11 protein-coding genes are annotated in these 14,634 nt (G+C 68.2%); 4 read left to right on the forward strand and 7 right to left on the reverse strand.

Annotated features, from left to right (window positions below; all coding sequences use genetic code 11):
• Positions 1 to 136 precede the first annotated feature (136 nt).
• The 3 genes from ACFVUS_RS01160 (at position 137) to ACFVUS_RS01170 (ending at position 4,775) form a co-directional block, all read left to right on the forward strand.
• The gene (locus tag ACFVUS_RS01160) at positions 137 to 988 is read left to right on the forward strand and encodes an alpha/beta fold hydrolase (RefSeq protein ID WP_387761103.1); all 852 of its coding nucleotides are present in this window, start codon (positions 137 to 139) and stop codon (positions 986 to 988) included.
• Positions 985 to 3,366, forward strand: a complete 2,382-nt coding sequence (locus ACFVUS_RS01165; RefSeq protein ID WP_387761104.1) for a beta-glucosidase — start codon at positions 985 to 987, stop codon at positions 3,364 to 3,366. The genes ACFVUS_RS01160 and ACFVUS_RS01165 overlap by 4 nt, the downstream gene beginning before the upstream one ends.
• Before the next feature lie 134 nt (positions 3,367 to 3,500).
• On the forward strand, positions 3,501 to 4,775 hold the full coding sequence (locus ACFVUS_RS01170) for an MFS transporter (protein ID WP_387761105.1): 1,275 nt from the start codon (positions 3,501 to 3,503) through the stop codon (positions 4,773 to 4,775).
• Between the two features lie 29 nt (positions 4,776 to 4,804).
• On the opposite strand, the gene ACFVUS_RS01175 is transcribed toward ACFVUS_RS01170, so the two are convergent.
• Positions 4,805 to 5,236 carry a MarR family transcriptional regulator gene (locus ACFVUS_RS01175; RefSeq protein ID WP_364633247.1) on the reverse strand — a complete coding sequence of 144 codons (432 nt, stop codon included), beginning with the start codon at positions 5,234 to 5,236 and terminating at the stop codon, positions 4,805 to 4,807.
• An 87-nt stretch (positions 5,237 to 5,323) separates the two neighbouring features.
• Between ACFVUS_RS01175 and ACFVUS_RS01180 the strand changes: the two genes are divergently transcribed.
• Positions 5,324 to 6,916 (forward strand): MFS transporter, encoded by a 1,593-nt coding sequence (locus ACFVUS_RS01180; protein ID WP_387761106.1) that lies wholly within the window; start codon positions 5,324 to 5,326, stop codon positions 6,914 to 6,916.
• On the opposite strand, the gene ACFVUS_RS01185 is transcribed toward ACFVUS_RS01180, so the two are convergent.
• The 6 genes from ACFVUS_RS01185 to ACFVUS_RS01210 all read right to left on the reverse strand — a co-directional run bounded on the left by ACFVUS_RS01185 (position 6,890) and on the right by ACFVUS_RS01210 (position 14,630).
• Positions 6,890 to 7,906: a phosphatidylinositol-specific phospholipase C gene (locus ACFVUS_RS01185; protein WP_387761107.1), complete on the reverse strand. Its 1,017-nt coding sequence runs from the start codon at positions 7,904 to 7,906 to the stop codon at positions 6,890 to 6,892. The two genes, ACFVUS_RS01180 and ACFVUS_RS01185, sit on opposite strands and share 27 nt — an antisense overlap.
• A gap of 83 nt (positions 7,907 to 7,989) precedes the next feature.
• Positions 7,990 to 8,673: an FHA domain-containing protein gene (locus ACFVUS_RS01190; RefSeq protein WP_387761108.1), complete on the reverse strand. Its 684-nt coding sequence runs from the start codon at positions 8,671 to 8,673 to the stop codon at positions 7,990 to 7,992.
• Positions 8,673 to 9,965 (reverse strand): VWA domain-containing protein, encoded by a 1,293-nt coding sequence (locus ACFVUS_RS01195; protein WP_387761109.1) that lies wholly within the window; start codon positions 9,963 to 9,965, stop codon positions 8,673 to 8,675. Before ACFVUS_RS01195 ends, ACFVUS_RS01190 begins: the two co-directional genes overlap by 1 nt.
• Entirely contained in the window at positions 9,962 to 11,080 is a 1,119-nt protein-coding gene (locus tag ACFVUS_RS01200; RefSeq protein WP_387761110.1) for a phosphatase, read from the reverse strand. The genes ACFVUS_RS01195 and ACFVUS_RS01200 overlap by 4 nt, the downstream gene beginning before the upstream one ends.
• The gene (locus ACFVUS_RS01205) at positions 11,077 to 13,455 is read right to left on the reverse strand and encodes a tetratricopeptide repeat protein (RefSeq protein WP_387761111.1); all 2,379 of its coding nucleotides are present in this window, start codon (positions 13,453 to 13,455) and stop codon (positions 11,077 to 11,079) included. The genes ACFVUS_RS01200 and ACFVUS_RS01205 overlap by 4 nt, the downstream gene beginning before the upstream one ends.
• A complete protein-coding gene (locus ACFVUS_RS01210; RefSeq protein WP_387761112.1) occupies positions 13,452 to 14,630 on the reverse strand; it encodes a hypothetical protein in 1,179 nt (392 codons plus the stop codon). Before ACFVUS_RS01210 ends, ACFVUS_RS01205 begins: the two co-directional genes overlap by 4 nt.
• Positions 14,631 to 14,634: the final 4 nt, after the last annotated feature.

Genomic DNA, 14,634 nt, shown 5'->3' on the forward strand with positions numbered 1-14,634 from the left:
TAGTCCCCGGTCCGGGACCTGCAAAAACAGCGCAACATCACGAACGGATAACATTACCGAGTGACCACTCGGTAAACTGGATGAGCACTGGCAGACTCGTGCCAGCCGGACCGGGACGTGCGAGGAAGGACAGTCGATGAGTCAGGGCGCGCAGGCCGCGATCGAAACCATCACGCTGCGAGGCGGGGCGGGCACGCTCGCCGGATGGGAGGCGGGTCCGCCGCCCGGTGTTCCGCACCACGGCACCGTCGTACTGGTGCCGGGCTTCACCGGTTCGAAGGAAGACTTCGAATTCATGGTGCCGCTGCTGGCCGAGGCCGGGTATCGCGCGGTCGCCTATGACCAGCGCGGGCAATATCAGTCCGAGGGGCCGGACGATATCTCCGGGTACGCCATGGCCGATTTCGTCGCGGATCTGCACGCGGTCATCGATCAGGTCTCGCCGGACGCGCCGGTGCATCTGGTCGGGCATTCCTTCGGCGGTTATGTCTCGCGCATCGCGGTCATCGAAACGCCCGCGCGTTTCCGCAGTTTCACCCTGTTGGCCTCGGGACCCTCGTCGGTCGAGGACATCAATTTCCCGCCCCCGCAATTGGTCGCGCAAATGATCGAGACGGCCGGGCAGGAAGCGATCTTCCAGCAGATGAGCGCCGCCATGACCGCCGCCGGGCAGACCATCGATCCGGCGCGAATGGAATTCCTGCACAATCGGATTCTGCAGACCAAGAAGGCCAATATCCTCGGCATTCTCAAGGCCATGGAGGTGCCGCCGCTGGCCGATCCGGACGCGCTGCGCGATGCGGGGGTGCCGCTGCTGGTGGCCTACGGCGACACGAACGATCTCTGGGACCCCAGCGTCCACGAGAAGTTCGCCGCGCGGTTGCAGGCTAGGACCGCGGTGTATCGCGGCTCCGGGCATGTGCCCAATGAGGATGTCCCCGCACAGGTATCGGCGGATCTGGTGAACTTCTGGGAGGAACTGGCATGAGCGAGATCGACGACCTACTGGCCAAGCTCGATCTGGAAGCGAAGGTCCGGCTCGTCTCGGGCTCCGGCGTCTTCCGGTTCGCGGGCGACGCGAGCATCGGCCTGGATGAGATGCCGGTCTCGGACGGTCCGTCCGGGGTGCGCGGGGAACTCTGGGATGAGCGCGATCCATCGGTGAGTCTGCCGTCGGGCACCGCGCTGGCCGCCACCTGGGATCGCGAACTGCTCGCCGAGATCGGCGCGCTCATCGCCGCCGAGGCGCGGCGCAAGAACGTGTACGCGGTGCTCGGGCCCACCATCAATCTGCATCGATCGCCCCTGGGCGGCAGGCATTTCGAATGCTTCTCCGAGGATCCCGTGCTCACCGGCGAGATCGCCGCGGCCTATGTCAGTGCGGTGCAGGCGCACGGCGTGAGCGCGTGCCCCAAGCATTACGTGGCCAATGACTCCGAGACCGAACGCTTCACCACCGATGTCATCGCCGATGACCGCACGCTGCGCGAGCTGTACCTGCACCCGTTCGAGCGCTCGGTGCGCGCGGGCGCGTGGATGATCATGGACGCCTACAACTCGGTCAACGGCACCACCATGACCGAAAACGCGCTGCTGGACGAGCCTTTGAAGGGCGAATGGGGTTTCGACGGCGTCGTGGTCTCGGACTGGACCGCCGTGCGCAGCACCGCCGGGGCCGCCAAGGGCACCGATCTGGCCATGCCCGGACCGTGGGAACTATGGGGCGCACCCCTGGTCGAGGCGGTGCGCAAGGGTGAGGTGCCCGAGGCCGCCATCGATGAAAAGGTGCGCCGCATACTGCGTTTCGCCATTCGGGTGGGTGCGCTGAACGGAACGCCCTTGCAGCCACCGGCATTCACCGATGAGTCCGCGCAGGCGCTGGTGCGCGCGGCCGCCGCCAAGGCCATGGTGCTCGCCACGAACGACGGGACGCTGCCCCTGAGCAAGCCCGCTCAGGTGGCGCTGCTCGGAGCGGCCGCCGCCGAACCGCGCTTCATGGGCGGTGGTAGCGCGACCGTCATTCCGGCGCATACGACTTCGCCGCTGGAGGGACTGTCGGCGGCGCTGCCGATCACGTACACCCCCGGTGTGCACCTCAACGATCACATGATTCCGGTGCCGCTGGATCTGGTCACCGATCCCGAGACCGGCACCCCGGGCCTATCGCTGCGCTACCTCGACGGCGATAAGGTGCTCGATACCGAACACCGCACCGCCGGTGGGCTCATGCTGTTCGGCAATCCGAATGCCATGGCCGCCAGCTCCTTCGAACTGCGCGGCAGGTTGCGCGTGGATTCGGCGGGGGAGTGGCGCATCGGCTTCGCCGGGGTCGGCGCACTGCGTCTGGAGATCGACGGCGAGAGCGTGCTCTCCGATACCGTCATGCCCGACGGCACCGATCCGGTGGAAATGCTGTTGAATCCGCCGCAGCGCTTCGTGACTCGCGAACTGGCCGCGGGCGATGAACTCGATGTGCTCGTCGAACTCGCGCCGGTGCCCTCGGCCGGACTGCCCGCCCTGGGCCTGACCTTCGCGGTCGGCCGCCCGCGCCGCGCCGCCGACGAGGAGTTCGCCGCCGCGGTGGAATTGGCGCGGACTTCCGAGGTCGCCGTCGTGGTGGTCGGCACCACCGAACAGATCGAATCCGAGGGCTTCGACCGCAAGGATCTGCGCCTGCCCGGCCGCCAGGACGAGTTGGTCGCGGCCGTCGCGGCGGTCAACCCGCGCACCATCGTGGTGGTGAATTCCGGTGCGCCCGTGGAGATGCCGTGGCGCGATGATGTCGCGGCGGTGCTGCTGAGCTGGTTCCCGGGCCAGGAATTCGGCTCCGCGCTCGCCGATGTGCTCACCGGCGCGGCCGAACCCGGTGGCCGCCTGCCCACCACCTGGCCCAAGGTCATGGCCGATGTGCCGGTGCTGGACACCGCGCCCGACGCCACCGATCATTCGCTGCGGTACGACGAGGGTATCCACATCGGCTACCGCGCCTGGCTGAAATCCGGTGTGGCCCCGGCCTATCCCTTCGGCCACGGCCTCGGCTACACCAGCTGGGAACTGTCCGACCTGACCGTCACCGGCCGCACCGCCACCGTGACCGTGCGCAATACCGGCGCACGCCGCGGCCGCCAGGTGGTCCAGGCCTACCTGTCCCGCGCGGACAGCGCCGTCGACCGCCCCGTGCGCTGGCTCGCCGCCTTCGCTCCGGTGCAAGCCGACCCCGGCGAATCCGTCACCGCCACCATCGAACTGCCCCGCCGCTCCTTCGAGCACTGGACCGCCAAGGGCTGGGCCGTCGAACCCGGCGCCTTCACCCTGCACCTGGGCACCTCGGTAATCGATCTACCCCTCACCGCCGACATCAGCTGACCTCCAGCCGTCCTCTCACAACCCCTCCGGTCATCCCCCGTCATCCCGGCGTGCTTTTGGCCGGGATCCACCCTCGCAGCACACGCGTCGCGGGGTGTGGATCCCGGCCAAGAATCGTGCCGGGATGACGGGGGATGACGACTCACGCCATCTACGCATTGGGATTCACCGTGGCACACTCCGAGGCTGACTCGACCGTCGGCGAGAACGATTCCGCCGCAAGCACTCCCCGGGGCCTGCTACCGCTGCTGTTCGTCGGCAATGCCGCGATGTACGCGCTGTATATCGGGGTCGGGAGCGTGCTGCTGCCGTTGCAGATCGAGCATATCGACGCGGCGAACAAGGTGGCCAATCTCGGGTTGGTGGGTGGTATCGCGGCCATTTTCGCCACGGTGTTCAATCCGGTGGCGGGGGCGCTGTCGGATCGGTCCGGGCGGCGCAATCCGTGGATTCTGGGTGGCGGGATCGCTGCGATCGCGGCCATGGGATTGCTGGGCAGTGTGAATACCGTGCTGCTGGTGGCGATCGGGTGGTGCGCGGGGCAGGCGGTGATGAATATCTATCAGGCCGCCATCACCTCGGTGGTGCCCGATCGGGTGCCGTTCGCCAGGCGCGGGATCGCCTCTGCCGCAGTGGGTCTCGGGCTTCCGGTGGGGTCGGTGATCGGTGTGCTGCTGGCGTCGGGATTCTCCGATCACTATCGCACCGGATATCTCGTGCTCGGCGCGCTGGTGGCGCTGGCGGCGGTGGTATTCACCGCCGGTACGCGCGAGGAGCGGATGCCCGCGAAACAGCCCGCCCCGCTGCGGGATCAGCTCGCCGCGTTCCTGAGTGTGCTGCGCGAGCACGATTTCCGCTGGGCCTTCATCGGCCGGGCGCTACTGGTGCTCGGCTACTTCGCCGTCGTCGGCTATCAGCTCTATATTCTCCAAGATCACATCAGCCTGCCCGGGGATCTGGAACCCGAGGACGCGGTGGCCATCCTGACCCCCATTTCCGCTGTGGGAATGACGCTTTCGACCGTGGCGGGCGGCGTGCTCTCGGATCGGTTGAACCGGCGCAAACTCTTCGTCGGTCTATCCGCCGGACTCGCGGCGGCCGCGCAGCTCATCCCCGTCATCACCCCGACCTGGCCGGGCATGATCGCCTTCGCCGCCGTGAACGGCGTCGCCTTCGGCTGTTTCATGGCCGTGGACACCGCACTGGTCACCATGGTGCTGCCCAAGGCCGAGGACGCCGCTCGCGATATGGGCGTGCTGAATATCGCCAACGCGGGCCCGCAGATTCTCGGACCCTTCGTGGCCTCGGCCGTGGTGAGCCTGGGCGGTTACACCCCGCTGTTCCTGTTCGGCGGGGTGCTGTCGGTACTGGGCGCGCTCGCGGTGGCACCGATCCGATCGGTTCGCTGAATCAGCTTCCGTGCCAACGATGCTCGGCGTCAGCGACAGGCTTCGCTGATCCCGGTGAACCAATCCCGCACGGTCTCACGCTGTTTCGGCGTCATGGCGGCCTCCAGCTCGGCCTCCCGCCGCGCCACCGCGACCCGTGCCGCCGCCAGCCGTTCGCGCCCGGCCTCGGTGATGTGGATCTGATGCGTGCGCCGATCCGTCGGATGCGGTGAGCGCTCGATCAGCCCCTCGGACTCCAGACCCGAGATCATCTCGTTGGCCGCCTGCCGGGTGCTCGCCACCTCGCGGGCGATATCGGCCACCGACATCCCCGGATGCGATCCGGTCATCATGAGCGTGGCGTATTGCGAGGTCGTGAGCCCGAAAGCCTTGAGTTCCTCACCGATCGCCGCGCGCATGGTCAGCCAGACCTTGCGGACCATGAAGGTCAGATAACCGCCCTCGCCGCCGGAGGAACCCACAGCAGACACCCTTCCCGTGATTGACAGGTTCCTGACGATTATGCATTCTTTAACCGTCAGGTTCCTACCAATGTACCGAAGGCCGCCATGACCACGCCCTTGGCGCTGCCGAAGCTTCGGCAGCGAGTGATACTCGCCGTTCTCGTCCTGTCCTCATTTCTGATCTGGCTCGACAACACCATCCTGAGCACCGTTTTCGAAACGCTCGCCGATCCCGTGCGCGGACTGGGCGCGAGCCCCGCGCAATTGCAGTGGGCCACCGGCTCGTACACCCTGGTCTTCGCCGCGCTCATGTTCACCGCGGGCGCACTCGGCGACCGCTTCGGCCATCGCGTCATCCTCGGCATCGGGATGGCGACCTTCGCCGCCACCTCGATCTGGGCCGCCTACGCCGGTGACGCGGCGCAATTGATCGCCGCCCGCGCCGGAATGGGGGTGGGCAGCGCGCTCATCATGCCCGCCACCATGGCCATCCTCACCTGGACCTTCACCGGTCCGGCGCGGGCCACCGCCATCGGCATCTCCTCGGCCTCGGCGGGCGTCGGCATTGCCGCCGGGCCGCTGCTGGCCGGACTGCTGCTCGACCATTTCTGGTGGGGCTCGGTGTTTTTGGTGAATGTCCCGGCGGTGGCGCTCGCGCTGCTCGGGATCCTCACCGTCGTCCCCGATTTCCGGGCTCCGGTGCCGCGCCCGCTCGATCCCGCCGGTCTGCTGCTGTCCATCACCGGGCTCGCCGCACTGGCATACGGGTTGATTCGCGCGGGGCAGCTCGCGGAGTGGACGCGGGTCGATGTCTGGGCCCCGACCCTCGCGGGTGTGCTGTTGCTGACGGCCTTCGTCATCGTCGAATTGCGTTTGCGGCAGCCGAGTTTCGATCCGCGACTGCTCGCCGGGCGCATCTTCGGCGGCGGCAATGCCGCGCTGGGGTTGCTGCTGTTCGCCATGACCGCCGCGGGTTTCTACGGCGCGTTCTATCTTCAGGGCGCACGGGGGTTCTCGCCGTTGCACGCGGGCCTGATCATGTCACCGGCGGCGGTCGGGGTGATGATCGGCGGGCCGCTGGGCGTGAAGCTGGTGCGGCGCTGGGGACTTCGCCCGGTCACCGTCGGCGCGCTCACCGTGGCGGCGCTGGCCATGGGCAGTGCCGCCCTGTTCGGACTCGACACCCCGATCGTGCTGAACGCCGTGGTGGCCGGCATCCAGGGACTCTCGATCGGCATGGTGATGGGTTCGCTGACCGCGGCCCTGATGAACACCCTGCCGCTGGAGCGCGCGGGCGCGGGCTCCGCGGTGACCAATACCGTGCGCCAGACCGGCAGCGTGCTCGGCATCGCGGTGGGCGGCACCATCATGGCCATCGCGTACCGGCGCGGAATGGACGGCGCCGCACCGGATCTACCCGCCGGGGCGCGCGATCAGGCGCGCGTGTCGGCCGAGCAGGCCCGGCATGTCGCGGGTGCGCTCGGGCGGCCGGATCTGGCGCGCGCCGCCGATGACGCGTTCATTCACGCCATGCACGTCGGCAGCGTCTGGACCATGCTCATCGCGCTCAGCGGTGCGATTGTGCTCGCGATCGCGTTGCGGCCCATCGGGAAACCGGCGGAGGCGGCCGAGTCGACCACTCCGGAACCGACCACCCCCGCACCGGATGACTCAGAGAAAGTTCTTCTCCAGCAATAGGTTCAGCACATTCGGATACCGGTCCGGGAAATCCATCGGGACGATGCCGAAATGCCCCGGCTGCGCACGGTGCTGGGTGAGATAGCCCTCCACCTTGGGCAGGATGGCGGCGGCATTGTCCTTGGGCCAGGCATTGTCGGAGTAGCTGGTGAAATTGATGTACATCAGCGAGTTGTTCGTATCCGTGGCTGCCCGATCGAAGCAGTCACGGATATAGGAGTACTTATCGCCGCCGGAGGATCCGGTACCGGAAGAGCCGGAAGCGGAACCGGACCCGGACCCGGAGTCCAGACCCATCAGGCCGTTGGCCTTATAGCGATCCTGGAGATAGAAGCGGTCCGAGGTGAAGACCCCGTTATCGCCGCCCGGCCACTGGAGCGCGGGCAGGCTATTGGCGAACTGGGCGATCAACACGATCCGCCCGCGCGCCTCGCCCAGCGTGGGAATCCGATTGCCGATCCAGAACAGGGAGCGGTAACCCTTGTTGTCCAGGTAGCCGTTGAAGATGCGCTCGAAGTCCGCGCCCACATCGTTATTGGTGCCGTTCTCCTTCTTCACCCGCATGACGATCGTCTCGCCGGGATTGCGGTTCAGGAAATCCCGGCTGTCGTTCAGCACATTATCGAAGGTCAGGCCCTGATACGCCGAGCTGTGATAGATGCCGAACGAGTCGGTCATATGGTCCTGCAACCCATTACAACGCATATCCAGGAAGCGGATGCCGTGCCCGAACTGATCGGGAATCGACCAGTTCTGGGTGTGCGACCATTCGGTGCCGTTGGCCGGATCGGTGCAGCCCGAATCGTGCGTACCGGGAATCGTCAGGCGCAGCAGCGAGGTGCTGTCCGGCAGCAGTCCCATCCAGCTCTGCGGCGCGCCCGTCCAGCCCTGCGGCGCGGCCTGCGCCCCCGTGGTCGCCAGGCCGGTGGCTGCGGTCCCGGCCAGGGCGGCCACGGTGGTGCGGACGAAATCTCGGCGCGTCAATCTCATGCGCGGGAGACTAATCTGGACGGTGGACCAAGATCGGCGATTTGCCGGATTCTCTCGGCGGCCCACCGGATTCCCTCAGGTGCTCAGCCGATTTCCCTGGTCACCGTGATGGTGGTCCAGCCGCCGACATGAATCCGGTCCCCCGGCCGCAACAGCACCGGCGTCTTGGCCGCGATCGGGATATCGCTGCCATTGAGACAGGTGCCGTTGGTGGAACCCAGATCGGTGACGGTGAGCGTATCGCCGTTCAGGTGCAGGATCGCGTGCGATCGTGACACCGCGATATCGGCGGGCGCGATGGCCAGATCGATATCGGGATGCAAGCCCTGCGAGGCGCTGTGCTTGCCGATCAGAATATCGCTGCCCTGCAACGGGATTCGCCGCGCCGGATAGTAGTCCGGGAAGGCGACCCGATCCGCGTCCGGACCCTTCTGCGCGATCATGCGGTGATAGTGCTCGGCATCGGCGGTGACCGTCGCGACCCACAGCGTGCCCGCCAGCAGCGTCGCCTCCGGATTCACCACCGTCACTTCGGGAATCGGCGGTGCGGGCGGTGCGAACGACGCCGGAGGCGCGGGCAGCGCCGAATCATGGCCGCAGTCCTCGCAGAAGCGGCCGTCGATGAGCGCGCCGCAGGCGGGGCACTGCGCGACCCGCACCCCCGGATCGGGTTGCGCGGGAGCGATTCCGGCCCCGGTCATCGGCGATCCGCAGGTATCGCAGTAATCGGCCGACGCCGAGGTATGGCCTTCGGGGCAGACGGCCATTACGAGCCCGCCTCCTTGCGCACCCGCGCCGTCTTGGTCGAGCGGACGTCCAGGGCCATCTCATCGGCCGCGTCCACCCGCGAGCGCAGGCGCACCGTACCGGTCCGATCATCCACCTCGACAACGGCTTTGAGCAGTTTCGCGGTGTTCTCGTTACCGGACTCATTGGCCAGCTCCACCGCGCGCCGCAGTTTCGCGGTGGCGGTGTTCACATCACCCTGCTTGCGCGCGGCCAGACCCTCCTGCACCACCTGCGCCAGCTCGGCCTGTCCGGTGTAGTGCGCGACCCGGCGGCTGATGCGGGCCGACAAATCGGTATCGGTGGTCCACACCGCCTTCACCAGACCCTGTCCGAGCACCTCGTCCCCGGACACCACACTGATTCTGGCGGCGAGCTTTTCGCGGCCCGGCGGTGCGGCCTCCACCTCGATCTGCACGTGATAGCCGCGCTCCTCCGCACCCCACGCGCCCAGCGGATATTCACCGATCTGGGCGGCGGTGGCGACGCGGCGCGCGGTCAGATCCTCGATCACCGGATCGACCAGTTTGACGAAGCGCACCGTCGCGCCCACCGGCGTCCACACCCGCAGCGTGAGTTCGGGAATAGTCTTGGCCAGCGAGGTCTGCATCATCGCGGCGAAATCGGCGGCCAGCAGATCCGGGGTCTTCACGATATCGACGGTGCCGTGCAGCGCGGACGCGATGGCCCGCAATTCATTGGGCTCCCAATCGGTTCCGACACCGCGGCAGTCACAGCTGAGCACGCCCTGCGAGGCATTGATCTCGGCCGCGAGCTGCTCTGGCCGCTCATGTTCGTTCTTACCGTCGGTGAGCAGAATGGCGTGCACCATCGCGCCCGGATGCCGCTGCGCGATCATCCGGGACAGTCCGAGCCAGGTGCCCATGGCGGTGCCGCCGTGCGGGCGCAACTTGTCCAGCGCGCGCCGGGCATCGAGCCGGGACCGCTTGTCCGCCAAGGCCGTAGCGCCATCGCGGGGGTAGACCACCTCGGCCTTGTCGGTGCCCTCCACAATGGCGAAACGGGTGCCGTCGGGAATCACCTCCAGCGCCGCCAGCGTGGCATTGCGCGCACCGCCGAACTTATCGCCGCCGCCCATCGAACCCGAGCAGTCGATGATGAGGATCTCCACCCGCTCCTGCGCGGGCGCGGCGACCATCAACTCGTCAGTGGTCTCCACCGAGACCACGGCGTCCAGGACGCGCACGCCCTCGGCCAGATACGGATTTTGATCGACAGCTACCGAAATACCCTTGATAGCAGGGGAATTCACAGTGCTTCTCCTATGAGCTCGGAGAATGGAACGGGTACCAGCGCCACGGTGATGTTGTCCTTGCCGCCCGCGGCCAGGGCATAGTCGACGAGCGCGCGGGCCGCCTCCAGCGGTGCGGACGCCAGCGCGAGCTGGGCCAGACCGGCGGCCTCGGGCAGATAGTTCCAGAGCCCGTCCGAGCAGATGAGCAGGACGCCCGGTGACCGCACGTGCAGGGTCTGCACGCAATTGTCCGACCAGGACTGCTTTTCGCTGTCCGCGCCGAGCCAGCGGGTCAGCACATGCGCGTGCGGGGTATCCATGGCGGCTTCCTCGTCCATGGCCCCGGTCTCCACCATGGCCTGGGCGAGCGAATCGTCGACGGTCAGGCGTTGTGAACCGTTCTCGGCCGCCAGCCAATACGCCCGGCTGTCACCGACATTGGCGACCGTGAGGCGCGCACCGCCCGCATCGTCGAACTGCACGATCGCGCCCACGTAGGTGCACGAGGGAGAGCGGCCGTCCGGGGTGCCGATATCGCGCACCGCCTGCGCGGCCGCGGCCAGACCGGTCATGATCGCTTCCTCGGCGGGCCGGGCGGCGGCCAGCGCGGTCAGCGTGGAATCGACGCCGGTGCGCACCGCCGTGCCCGAGGCCGCCTGCGGATCCTCCGAGGTGGACACGCCATCGCAGACCGAGAGCACCAGGGCGGGCGGGGTGCCGGGATTGGCGCTCTCCAGCACCGCGGCGGCGATCGCGTCCTCATTGTGCGCGTGTACGTTTCCGCGATCGGTGATCAGCACCGTGGCGCCCAGATCCGCCTCGAAGCGATCGTGCTCGCGGGCGCGCTGCCCGCACACCACGCAGAAGCCGTCACCGTCGAAATGCGTACCGCCGCAGCCGTCGCAGGCCGGCGAGGTCTCCGAATCGTAGGACAGCGTGGTGCCGGTGTAGCGCGCGACGGTGCCGGTGGCGGGCCGCGCCAGACTGGTCGGGCGGGTGTTGTCACTGGCCACCGCGGGCGCGGCGGTCGGCGGCAAGGCGATGCGCTGCACGCCGAGCTGACGGCCGCACTCCTCACAGAACCGGTCGGTCTCCGCCGCGAACGTCCCGCAGGCCGGGCAGCGGGCGGTCACAGCGTGGTCCTGGGGCGAACGGAATTGGCCTGTTCCACCAGGGCGATACGTTCCCACATATCGTCGGTTTCATGCGCGAGATCGCGATAGCAGCGTTCCAAACCGGTACGCACCCCCTGTAAGTCGAGTGTCACGCCCAGCAGCGGGGCGTGATCGGTGGGTACGCGTCCCAGGCGCAGCCAATACAGCGCGGCATCGAGGACGCGTAGCCGGGCCTGGGCGGCCCGGCGTTTGGAGTCCAGTCCGAGCTTTTCGATCCTGCTTCCCGCATCGCGCAGCAGGTGTTCGGTGAGCTCGCCCTGGCGTTCCACACTGAGCAGCGTATCCACAGCCGCCACACCGGCTTCGGTGTACACCGCCGAGGCGGGGTCGACCTGGTCCAGAACGGCCACCGCGCCATCGCGATCGTGGGCCGAACGACGCAGTCTGGCCAGGCCGAACGCGGCGCTGGTGTAGGAGCGATCGGTGCGCCAGACCGCCTCGTAGCAGGCGGTGGCATTGCGCAGCGCGGGTTCGGGATCGGGGTGGGAACCATTGCGCGCCAGCAGTTCCGCGGTGACCGCCAGGGCCAGCTTGGGTGCGGGCTCACCCGGCAGCGCGGTGTAGAGGGCGTCGAACTCGGACGCCGCGGCCGGCCAATCCCGTTGCAGCAGTGCGGCTTGCGCACCGAACCAGCTCAGTCGCCAGTCCCCGCCCAGGGCCGGATCGGCCTCCTCGATACGGCGCAGCGCGTCGGCGGCGTCACCGGATTCCAGCGCGGCGCGAATCAGGCGCAGCGGGATCTCCGCCGACTCGTCCTTACCCGTCACCACCGCGCGCAGGCCCGCGGTGAGTTCACGTTCCAATTCCGCCGCCGTGCCCGCGCCGAGCGTCGCCAGCAGCGGAGCGCCGGTGTCGTTCGGGTCCACCAGCGGGACCGGCAGTGCCGCAACGATTTTCAGCGGATCATCCGGGAGGGTGTCGCCGACGCCGAAGACCGCGCGCGGCGGACCGAACCGGGTGGACAGCCCGGGCCGGGCCCGGCCGTCCTCGGCGGACAGCACCTCGCGCAGTACGCCGGTGAGCTGATCGGACATCTCCTCCGCGCCGCTGAACCGCTCCATCGGATCGATATGCGTTGCGCGCAACAGGAATCGGTACAGCGACGGATTGGCGGCCAGCACCGGTTCGGTATCCGGACCGGGCAGCGGGCCCAGGCGGCCGTTCTCGTGCGGGACCTTGAGCAGCAGCACCGCCAGCGTGCGGCCGACGGTGTAGACCTCCGAGGCGACCGTGGGACCGGTCTCGGCGATCTCCGGGGCCTGATAGCCGGGCGTGCCGTAGATGGCGCTGTGCTCATCGTTCATGGCGATGACCGCGCCCAGATCGATGAGTTTGAGCTGCTCCTCGGTCTGCATCACATTGTCCGGCTTGAAATCACAGTAGGCCAGGCCGCGCGAATGCAGATAGCCGAGCGCGGGCAGCGCCTCGAGGATGTAGGCGATGGCCTGGGCGGGCGGCAGCCACACGCCATCGGCATCGCGCCGCTTGCGCAGCAGCTGTTTGAGCGAGGTGCCGCCGACATACTCCATGACGATATAGCCGACCGGCTCGCCATCCGGGCCGATATCCTCGGCGAAGTTGTAGATGCGCACGATATTGGGATGATCGACCTGCGCCAGGAAGCGCCGCTCGGCCACCGCCGCCCGCATGGCATCGGCGTCACCGGTATTGAGCAGGCCCTTGAGCACCACCGGCCGCCCGTTCACCTTGTGATCGAGCGCCAGGTAGATCCACCCCAGCCCGCCGTGCGCCAGCGCGCCCAGTACCTCGTACTGTCCGCCGACCACCTGCCCGCGAACCAGCTTGGGCGTGAACGAGAACCGCGTCCGGCAATGCCCGCAGAATCCCTCGCTCCGCCCCGGGACATCACCCCGGCTGCGCCCCACCGGCCGATCACACTTACCGCAGTACCGCTGACTCTCCGGCACCACCGGATCCGCCATCACCGCCGCGGTGGGATCGATCGGTGCAACCGGTGGCACCTGCACCATTCCCGCGCCCAACCGGCCGCGCGTGGCCCCCGACGACCCGGATCGCCCGGTGCGGATGGAGGATCGCGTCCCACCGCTGGTGACCCCGGTGATACCGCTCGCACGACTGGTCGGCTGGCTCACCCCGCTCGGCCCGGCCGCCACCGTATGCGGTGACGGCGCGGTCCCGCACACCTCGCAGTACCCATCGGAAATCGCACCGCCGCAACCGGGTTCGGCGCAGTGCGTGGGTGCGGACTGAGCTTCGGACACCACCGTCGCGGCGGCGGAGGGCGCGGTGCCGCAGACGGCGCAGTAGCCGTCCTCGATGGTTCCGGTGCAGCCCGGTTCGTTGCAGTTCACGATCGTCTCCCCGTTTTCTGGGCGATGAGCTGCCGGTAGTCGGTGATGGCGCGGGTGACCGCGGCCAGGTCGCAGGGTTTGCGGGTGAGCAGGCCCGCGGCTATGCGGCTGGAGGCCAGTACTTCTCGATCTTCGCTCACGCCCAGGCGCGCCGCTTTGGCGCGGTAGGCCGAAAGGCGGCCGCGCAGTTCGGCGCGGCGGTCCAGCAGACCCTGGACCAGGTGTTCGGCTTCGGCGGCCGCGGCGACGGCGGCGGTGACGCGGCGGTGCAGCTCCCACAGCGCCGACGGATCGGCGGGGGTGGCGTCCACGGTGGTGAGTTCGGCGCCGAAGACCGCGCTGTCATCGGCGTGCTCGGGCAGCGCGCCGGTGAGAATCGTGCGCTCCACGGCGATTCGCGCCAGATGGGTCCGCTCATAGGTCTTGCGGAGCGTTTCCACCTGGGTGCGGGTGCGCCCGACCGCGCCGTCCCAATCGGCGGCGATCGCGGCCAATTCGGCGCGCAGCGCGGCGGCGGCACGCATGCTCGCCCCGAATTCGACTGTGCGCCGGTCCAACTCGGCGGCCGAGACGGCCAGCGGATCGGCGGCGGCGCGGGCGGAGAACTCATCGAGTTCGGCGGCCAGCGCCCGCAATTCGGGCAGTCCGGTGCCGATGCGATCGAGTTCGGCACGCAGCGGGGCGATCTCGGACACGATGCGGGTGTTCACCGCGTCCACGGCATCGAGCACCTCGACGATGCGCGGGAAACCCTCCCGCATGCGCGCCACCAATTCCGCGAACCCGACCCGCACGATCACCTCGCCCGGACCGATCAGCGACCGCTGCGCCAGTGGAATCGCGGTGCGCGCCACCTCCATCGGCTGTCCCCGCAACAGCACGGTCAGCTCCTCGCGGTCCAGGGCCTCCAGCCGTCGCCGCACCCGCACCATATGCGCCTGCTCCAGCAGGGTGCGCAAGCGCCCGAAGTCCTCCCACAGCAGGTCCATCGCATCGCGCGCGGGCACCCAGCGGGTTTCGGTGACCCCGGCCGGGGGGAACCGGCGCAACAGGATCAACCCGGGATGCCTATCCAGTTCGACCAGCGTCGCGGCAATGGCGTCGATTTCGCGTTCCCGTTCGGCGAGATCGCGGTCGATCTCCGCGACCGAGAGAATGAAGGGCTGCCCGGACATGGCC

Source organism: Nocardia sp. NPDC058058 (genome assembly GCF_042885355.1).
In the GTDB taxonomy this organism is placed as follows: Bacteria; Actinomycetota; Actinomycetes; order Mycobacteriales; family Mycobacteriaceae; genus Nocardia.

Excerpts from the sequence above, each read along its gene's own strand:
- ACFVUS_RS01170 (WP_387761105.1), top strand. The coding sequence starts at position 3,501 with ATGACGACTCACGCCATCTACGCATTGGGATTCACCGTGGCACACTCC.
- ACFVUS_RS01185 (WP_387761107.1), bottom strand. The coding sequence starts at position 7,906 with ATGAGATTGACGCGCCGAGATTTCGTCCGCACCACCGTGGCCGCCCTG.
- ACFVUS_RS01190 (WP_387761108.1), bottom strand. The coding sequence starts at position 8,673 with ATGGCCGTCTGCCCCGAAGGCCATACCTCGGCGTCGGCCGATTACTGC.
- ACFVUS_RS01210 (WP_387761112.1), bottom strand. The coding sequence starts at position 14,630 with ATGTCCGGGCAGCCCTTCATTCTCTCGGTCGCGGAGATCGACCGCGAT.
- ACFVUS_RS01160 (WP_387761103.1), top strand. The coding sequence starts at position 137 with ATGAGTCAGGGCGCGCAGGCCGCGATCGAAACCATCACGCTGCGAGGC.
- ACFVUS_RS01180 (WP_387761106.1), top strand. The coding sequence starts at position 5,324 with ATGACCACGCCCTTGGCGCTGCCGAAGCTTCGGCAGCGAGTGATACTC.
- ACFVUS_RS01165 (WP_387761104.1), top strand. The coding sequence starts at position 985 with ATGAGCGAGATCGACGACCTACTGGCCAAGCTCGATCTGGAAGCGAAG.